The organism is Rhodoplanes elegans, from assembly GCF_016653355.1.
Classification (GTDB): Bacteria; Pseudomonadota; Alphaproteobacteria; order Rhizobiales; family Xanthobacteraceae; genus Rhodoplanes; species Rhodoplanes elegans.
Genome location: NZ_NHSK01000258.1, coordinates 1 through 7,095 on the forward strand (window position 1 = coordinate 1; position 7,095 = coordinate 7,095).

The 7,095-nt window shown below is 70.9% G+C and carries 8 protein-coding genes; 2 read left to right on the top strand and 6 right to left on the bottom strand.

Annotation, left to right across the window (positions count from 1 at the left end; translation table 11 throughout):
- Window positions 1-33: 33 nt before the first annotated feature.
- A complete protein-coding gene (gene modD / locus CCR97_RS27720) occupies window positions 34-903 on the bottom strand; it encodes a ModD protein (RefSeq protein WP_244670712.1) in 870 nt (289 codons plus the stop codon).
- A 159-nt stretch (window positions 904-1,062) separates the two neighbouring features.
- Here modD and CCR97_RS27725 point away from each other — a divergent pair, with 159 nt between their 5' ends.
- Window positions 1,063-1,266, top strand: coding sequence for a TOBE domain-containing protein (locus tag CCR97_RS27725; protein ID WP_111358906.1), 204 nt, complete (start codon window positions 1,063-1,065; stop codon window positions 1,264-1,266).
- A gap of 76 nt (window positions 1,267-1,342) precedes the next feature.
- On the opposite strand, the gene CCR97_RS27730 is transcribed toward CCR97_RS27725, so the two are convergent.
- The 5 genes from CCR97_RS27730 to CCR97_RS27750 all read right to left on the bottom strand — a co-directional run bounded on the left by CCR97_RS27730 (window position 1,343) and on the right by CCR97_RS27750 (window position 6,106).
- A complete protein-coding gene (locus CCR97_RS27730; RefSeq protein ID WP_111358907.1) occupies window positions 1,343-1,594 on the bottom strand; it encodes a hypothetical protein in 252 nt (83 codons plus the stop codon).
- On the bottom strand, window positions 1,591-2,751 hold the full coding sequence (locus CCR97_RS27735) for a PepSY-associated TM helix domain-containing protein (protein WP_111358908.1): 1,161 nt from the start codon (window positions 2,749-2,751) through the stop codon (window positions 1,591-1,593). The genes CCR97_RS27730 and CCR97_RS27735 overlap by 4 nt, the downstream gene beginning before the upstream one ends.
- A 161-nt stretch (window positions 2,752-2,912) precedes the next feature.
- The gene (locus CCR97_RS27740) at window positions 2,913-3,683 is read right to left on the bottom strand and encodes a glutathione S-transferase family protein (protein WP_111358909.1); all 771 of its coding nucleotides are present in this window, start codon (window positions 3,681-3,683) and stop codon (window positions 2,913-2,915) included.
- A 231-nt stretch (window positions 3,684-3,914) separates the two neighbouring features.
- Entirely contained in the window at window positions 3,915-4,655 is a 741-nt protein-coding gene (locus tag CCR97_RS27745) for a GntR family transcriptional regulator (protein WP_111358910.1), read from the bottom strand.
- Between the two features lie 206 nt (window positions 4,656-4,861).
- Entirely contained in the window at window positions 4,862-6,106 is a 1,245-nt protein-coding gene (locus tag CCR97_RS27750; protein WP_111358911.1) for a CaiB/BaiF CoA transferase family protein, read from the bottom strand.
- A gap of 153 nt (window positions 6,107-6,259) precedes the next feature.
- On the opposite strand from CCR97_RS27750, the gene CCR97_RS27755 reads away from it, so the two are divergent.
- On the top strand, window positions 6,260-7,036 hold the full coding sequence (locus CCR97_RS27755) for an alpha/beta fold hydrolase (RefSeq protein ID WP_111358912.1): 777 nt from the start codon (window positions 6,260-6,262) through the stop codon (window positions 7,034-7,036).
- Window positions 7,037-7,095 lie beyond the last annotated feature (59 nt).

The window sequence follows — 7,095 nt, forward strand, 5'->3', positions numbered from 1 at the left end:
TTTCTTACAGCCGCGCCGACCCGATCCCGTGGTTCACGCCGGCCCCAGCGTCACCTGCACGTCGCGCGGCTTGGCCGTGTAGGGCGCCGAGGTGACCAGCACGCGGGCGCCGGCGGTCGCGTAGGCGGCGGCGTTGTCCGGACCGATGCCGCCGGCGGCGGCCACGATGGTCGCCGGCGCGGCGTTCTTCAGCGCGGCGACCAGGGCCGCGATCGCCTCCGGCGAAAACTTCTCCGCCTGGATCACGTCGGCGCCCGCCTGCGCCCAGGCGAGGCCCTCGTCGAGGCCCGCGACCTCGACCACGACCTTCTTCTCCGGCACGGCGCGTCGCAGCCTTGCGACGATCTCGGCCGGCGCGACGTCCTTCAGGAATCGCCGGTGCTCCTCGAAGACGAGGAGAGTCTCGGACAGGCCGAGCCGGTGCGGCACCGCGCCGCCCGCCATGATCGCCTTGATCGACAGCGCCTTCGCGCCCGGCACGGTCTTCCGCGTGCAGGCGATCGCGATATCGGGCGCGACGGCGCGCGCCGCCGCGACGATCGCCCGCGTCGTCGTGGCGATGCCCGAGGCGATCTCCAGGAGCGTCTGCGCCACCTTCCAGGCGCGATGCAGCGCCCCGGCCGGGCCGCGCGCCTCCAGGATCGGGTCGCCGGGCGCCAGGGCCGCCCCGGAGCCGGCGAGCAGCGTGACGGCGGCGCCGGAGCGCTCCACCAGCCGCGCCGCCTCCTCGGACAGCGCCACCACGAGACGATCGCGCGCCGCCAATGTCATGCGGGCCGGTTGTCCGGAGATCCCCAGCGCGTGCGTGGTCAGGTCGCCGAACGGCACGTCGTCGGCCAGCAGCGCATCGAGGACGTGGTCGGGCAGGGCGGTCGGCAAGGCGGCGGGCAGCATGACGAGCATCTCCAAGTGCGCCTTCACGGGCGCCGGCGCGACGGGCGCCGCGCGCTTGCTGTCCTATATCGAAAATGATACAGGATTCCAGCCTCGTCCGGTGCCGGGCCGGCCGCGACGGCACGGTTCGCTGCGCCTGTGGTGCAGCGTTTTTGCGAGGACACCAAGATGAGAATTTCGGCCCGCAACGTGATCGAGGGCACGGTGCTCAAGGTGCTCAAGGGCGCCACCACGGCGCATGTCCGGCTCGACATCGGCGGCAGCGTGATCACGGCCTCGATCACCAACGAGGCGGTCGACGAGCTCGGCCTCGTGGTCGGCGGCAAGGCCTACGCCGTGATCAAGGCCTCCGACGTGATGATCGGGGTCTGATCAGCCGCCCCGCCGGCCGCTCGCGCTGCGCTGCTGGAGCGCCCGGCCGTACGGGCGGCGCTGCTGTCACGTGCAGCTAACGGGACATCGCTTTCTGCCGCCGCGCCCAGAACCACGCCGACACGGCGACCGGCACGCCGAGCCCGAGCCAGGAGACGAGGTCGAGGAGGCCGTCGCCGACCAGCGCGGCGAGGAGGCCGGCCGTGCTGACGAGCGCGATGGCGATCGGCCACGACCAGATGCGGGCCGTGGAGTCACGTCGGCCGGACGCGCGGCGGGAGGCACGGCTCGGCCGAGCCACCGCGCTGCTGCGGTGTGCGGCGGTCATTCGGCGGGCTGCGTCGACGACGCCGACGGAATCGCGTCGGGGGAGGCGATCCGGCGGGCACCGACCCGCGAGCGGCGGCGCGCCACCCACAGCCAGAGGCCGGTCGAGAGCACCACGATCGTGATCAGGTCGAGCACGGCCCAGAGAATCTTCAGAGGCATGCCGCCGTAGTCGCCGAAATGCAGCGGCTGCGAGACGAGCAGCGCCGTGAGGTACCAGGGCAGCTCGCGGGTCGCCGTGACGGTCGCGGTCTCGCCGTCGACCAGCACGGGCGTCATCAGCCGCGAGGTGAGGGGCGCCTCGCCGCGCATGAACACGACGAAGTGGTGCTGGTCGGTGTAGTAGGGCGCCTTGGGGAAGGCCATGAAGAACGTCGTCTTGCCGGGTGTCGCGGCGCGCGCCGCGTCGACGGCCGCCTGCACGGAGCCGTGCTGGTCGAGCGGCGGCTTGCCCGCATAGGGCCGCACCATCTCGGCGAGCTCGGTCTTCTGCCACAGGCCGATCATCAGCTCGGCGAGCGTGTTGATCGTGCCGGTGAGGCCGACCACCAGGGCCCACACGATGGTGACGACGCCGAGCAGATTGTGGACGTCGAGCCAGCGCGCCCGCGACGACGTCGCCCGCACGGTGCCGAAGTCGAGGCGGCGCATGAACGGCGCGTAGAGCACGACGCCCGAGACGATCGCGGCCGCGAACAGCAAGCCCATCGCGCCGAGGAAGAGCTTGCCCGGCAGCCCGGCGAACATGTCGACATGGAGCTGCAGCATCACGTGCATGAAACCGCCCGGCGCCGGCTGGCCGAGCACCTGCGCGGTGCGGCCGTCGAGCGTGACCAGGCGGTTCTCCTCCACGGGCGACGTGTAGGTCGGCGACACGACGACATGGACCAGCGCGGCGTCGTCGCGGTCCCACACGACGTAATGCGGCACGTAGCCGGGATAGCGCGCGACGCCGGCCGCGACGACCCGGTCGAGATCCGCCATCGGCGTGCCGGCCGGCAGCGCCGCGGGCTCCGCCGTTTCACCCGTGAGATGCTCGATCTCGTGGTGGAAGATGAGCGGCAGCCCGGTGATGCACAGCATCAGCAGGAACACGGTCGAGATCAGGCTCGTCCAGGTGTGGACGCGCGACCAGATCTTCACGGCCCGCGGCGTCATCGCGCGGATCCGGGGGAGTCGGGGGTGATCTCCGTCATGCTCCGCCCGTAGCACGAGCGAGCGGAGCCGAACAATCGCCGGCGTCGCGTGACCGATCAGTTCGAAGCGATTCCAAGATTGGAATCGTTCAGATCAGATCATGGGCATGGCGCCGGCCGTGCTCAGCACGCGGCGGCGAGCTGCGCGCGCAGATGCGGGTACTTCTCGGTGAGCAGCGAGCCCGTGTAGTAGGTCGGCTGGAACGCAGGCTGGGCGCGGATCGCGTCGAGCCAGGCGCCGACCGCCGGCCGCGTGTCCCACAGATGCGCCAGTCGGATGTCGTCCATCCGCACGATGACGGGCATCACCGAGATGTCGGCTAGCGTCGGCGTCGTGCCTTGCAGGAACGGGCCACCGCTCGCCGCGATCGCGTCGGCCATGCGCACCACGGTCTGCTCGAGCTTCTTCAGCGACAGATCCATGTCGGCCTGCGGGAAGCCGGTGCGGCCCATCGACAGCAGGAACTCGCGGCGCAGGGGCTTGGAGTCCGCCATCGCCCGGAACGCCTCCTCGCTCATCGCTTGGAAGTGCGGCAGGAAGGCGAGGTTGTAGCTCGGCACCCGGATCCCCGGCGCCGGAACCTCGTCGATGAACCGCATCAGCGACCGCATTTTCGCGCGCGCCACCGGATCTTCCGGAACGAACTGCGGCGCGGCCGGAAACACCTCCTCGACATATTCCATGATCACCGAGGAATCGATGATCACGGCGCCGTCGTGAACGAGCGTCGGCACCACCCCGTTCGGGTTGAGCGCGAGGTACTCCGGCTTCAGCTGGTCGCCGGCGAACAGATCGAGCCGATGCTCCGTGAAGGCGAGGCTCTTGGCGTTCAGTACGAAGCGCACGCGCTGGCTGCAGGTCGATTGCGGCGCGTTGTAGAGGGTCAGGGCCATCGGCGTTCTCTCCCGCGAGTGTTTTTATCGGTCGGGAGGCTCGCAGGGGAGCCGGGACGGCGTCAAGCACGCGGTATCAGATCATGGGCCGATCACTCGCTCCGTTCGTCCCCGCGACGGCGGGGACCCAGGGGCGGCACGGCGCGTCGCATCTGGATGCCCGCCTGAGCGGGCATGAGCGGAGAGGGGGGGGCGAGGCCGGTCGAGACGCCGAGCGATCGGGGTGACGCGCTACCGCCGGCCGCGGCGCTGCGGCAGCGTCACCTCGAAGGTGAAGCGGTCGGCGCGGGCCAGCGTGCGGCCGATCAGCGTGGGCGCGCCCGTCTTGGTCGCCATCGTGTAGTCGACCCGCATCATCGGCGAGCCGGCCGGCAGGCCGAACCGGGAGGCGTTCTCCTCCGGCAGCGCCGTGGCGGAGAACTCGCAGCGCAGGTTCTCGACGTCGAACTTGCGCTCCTTCAGGAGCGGGAAGATGAACCGCTCCGACAGTCCGGTCCGCAACTGCTTGGCGAGCCGCGGCCGGAACCACCACGCATGCAGCGCCACCGGCTCGTCGTTGGCGAAGGTGAGCTTCTGGTGGACGAACAGGCGCGCGCCGCGCGGCACCCGCAGACGGGCGGCGATGTCGTCGTCGGCCTCCACCTCGGTGAAGCCGATCTCCTCCAGCCGCGGCGTGAAGCCGGCGCGGGCGATCTCGTCGCCGATCGAGCGGTCGGGATCGCCGGCGAGCACGCGGTGGATGCGCGGCTTCTCCTTGACGAAGACGCCGAGGCCCTGGTGGCCACGGATCAGCCCCTCGTAAGTGAGCTCGGTGAGGGCGCGCCGCACCGTGATGGCGCTGACCTCGAACTCCTCCATCAGCTCGCTGAGGCTGGGCAGGCGCTCGCCCGGCGGATAGGTCCCGCGGGCGATGCGTGTGCGCAGCGCCGAGGCCACGTCGTGATACAGGAAGGAGCGGCGAGTATTACGCATTGTGATAAAACTTCGAGGCCGTCGGGATAGCGCGACCGAAAGTGCTCGGCATCGGACGGCTGGCGAGCGAATCGCGCCGTCACATGTTCACGACGGCTAGTTCTTCGCACGCCGAAGGGCCGCCTGTCGATTGCACTTTCGCGTTTTTACCCGATTCTGTGTGCACGGCCGCCATGCGCGGCCGCTCCAGGACGAACACGCGCGGCTTACTCGCCGGAGCTGCGGAACAGTCGACGGCCCTCGGCGCGCCGCGCCAGGATGTCCGCCGTGTCGGAGCCGAGCGTCGGCGACGCGGCGGTGTAGGCGAGCGGCGTGCGCGACAAGAAGATCGGCGTGCGCACCCCCGGCACGTGGCCGGCCTCGGTCGCCGGGGCGGGCAGGTCGAGCTGCAGGCCGCGCGCCACCACCTGCGGATCCGAAAACACCTCGGCGACGTCGTGGATCGGTCCGGCCGGCACGCCGACCGCCTCGAGGGCGGCGAGCAGATCGTCGCGGCGGTGCTGCGCGGTGAGTTGAGCGATCGCGGCGGTGAGGCCGGCGCGCTCGGCGACGCGGCCGGCATTGGAGGCGTAGCGCGGATCGGCAGCGAGCTCGGGTGCCTTCAGCACCTCGCAGAACCGCCGGTACTGGCCGTCGTTGCCGACCGCGACGACGAGATGGCCGTCGGCGGCCGGGAAGACCTGATACGGGACGATGTTGGGGTGGGCGTTGCCCATCCGGGTCGGCGAGCGGCCGGAGACCAGATAGTTCAGCGCCTGGTTTGCCAGCACGCCGACCATCGAGTCGAGCAGTGCCATGTCGATGTGCTGGCCGAGGCCGGAGCGCTCGCGCTCGATCAGCGCCGCCTCGATGGCGACCGTTGCGTAGAGGCCGGTGAAGATGTCGGCGAAGGCGACGCCGATCTTCATCGGCTCGCCGTCGGGCGCGCCGGTGAGATGCATGATGCCGCCCATCGCCTGGATCAGATAATCGTAGCCGGCCCGCGCGGCGTACGGCCCGGTCTGGCCGAAGCCGGTGATCGAGCAGTAGATCAGCCGCGGATTGATCGCCTTCAGGCTCTCGTAGTCGAGGCCGTGACGCTTGAGGCCGCCGAGCTTGAAGTTCTCGATCAGCACGTCGGCCTCGCGCACCAGCGCGAGCACCAGGTCGCGGCCCTCCGGCGTCTCGAAGTCGGCCTCGACCGAGCGCTTGCCGCGGTTGGTCGAGTGATAATAGGCGGCCGCGCCGCGGTTCGCCGCGCTGGTCGCCGTGTCCCCGTCGTCGCGGCGCTCCGGCACGAAGGGCGGGCCCCAGGTGCGGGTGTCGTCGCCGACCTCCGGACGCTCGATCTTGATCACCTCGGCGCCGAGATCGGCGAGGAGCTGGCCGGCCCACGGCCCGGCGAGAATGCGGGCGAGCTCGAGGACACGGACGCCGGCGAGAGGGGGGCGGGGCTCGGTAGCAGGAGACATGTGACGCACGCGATGACGGATTTCGGGCGGGTGTGCTAGCAAGGAAGCAGATTCCTCGTGCCGAGGCGAGCCCGATCCGGGCCGCCTCCGGCCGGAGACATTGCACCGACCCGCCCCGCTCCTTCGGGCGACCTTCGAACCGCGGACCTCTCCATGACGGACCTCCCGACCGGCCCGATCGCCCTCCATGTCTCCGGCTTCGGGACGCCGCTCGTGCTGCTGCACGGGCTGGGCTGCGACCACCGGTCGTGGGACTTCGCCGCGCCGTTGGCCGATCGCTTCCGGCTCGTCTCCTACGATCTGCCGGGCCACGGCGCGACCCCGGTGCCGGCCGAGCCCTATACGGTCGAGGATCTCGCCCAGCAGCTCGCCGACCTGTTCCGCGCCCAGCGCATCGGGCGCGCCCACGTCGTCGGCATGTCGCTTGGCGGGCTGGTCGCCCAGCACTTCGCCGCGCATTTTCCGGCACTGGTGGATCGGCTCGTGCTGATCGACACGATCCCGCGCTACACGGCGGAGATGCGGGAGGCCTGGCTGGAGCGCGCCGCCGCGGCACGCGCCGGGGGCGTCGCGTCGCTCACCGAGGGGCTGCTGCCGAACTGGTTCTCGCCCGCCGCGATCGCCGCGGATGGCGCCGGCGTGCGCTATTTCCGCGCGGCGCTGGCAGGATGCCCCACCGAGGGCTATGCGCTCGCCTGCGAGGCGCTCGCCGCCGCCGATCTTCTCGCCGAGGCGAGCCGCATCGCGGCGCCGACCCTGATCCTGTGCGGCAGCGACGATCGGACCCCCTTCGTCGAGGGGGCGCACTGGCTCGCCGGCACGATTCCGCACGCCCGCGTGGTCGAGATCCCCGGCACCCGCCACGCCGCCGTGCTGGAGCGCCCCGATCTGGTCCTGCCGCAGCTGCGGGAGTTTCTGACGGGCGGGTGATTTCGCTTTCTATCCGACGGTCGGCGACAACAAGCGTCGGTGCAAGAGCAGCCCCCCAC

Bases quoted from the DNA above. Each gene is read 5' to 3' on its own strand.
- modD (WP_244670712.1), bottom strand. From the start codon at position 903: ATGCTCGTCATGCTGCCCGCCGCCTTGCCGACCGCCCTGCCCGACCAC.
- CCR97_RS27725 (WP_111358906.1), top strand. From the start codon at position 1,063: ATGAGAATTTCGGCCCGCAACGTGATCGAGGGCACGGTGCTCAAGGTG.
- CCR97_RS27730 (WP_111358907.1), bottom strand. From the start codon at position 1,594: ATGACCGCCGCACACCGCAGCAGCGCGGTGGCTCGGCCGAGCCGTGCC.
- CCR97_RS27735 (WP_111358908.1), bottom strand. From the start codon at position 2,751: ATGACGCCGCGGGCCGTGAAGATCTGGTCGCGCGTCCACACCTGGACG.
- CCR97_RS27740 (WP_111358909.1), bottom strand. From the start codon at position 3,683: ATGGCCCTGACCCTCTACAACGCGCCGCAATCGACCTGCAGCCAGCGC.
- CCR97_RS27745 (WP_111358910.1), bottom strand. From the start codon at position 4,655: ATGCGTAATACTCGCCGCTCCTTCCTGTATCACGACGTGGCCTCGGCG.
- CCR97_RS27750 (WP_111358911.1), bottom strand. From the start codon at position 6,106: ATGTCTCCTGCTACCGAGCCCCGCCCCCCTCTCGCCGGCGTCCGTGTC.
- CCR97_RS27755 (WP_111358912.1), top strand. From the start codon at position 6,260: ATGACGGACCTCCCGACCGGCCCGATCGCCCTCCATGTCTCCGGCTTC.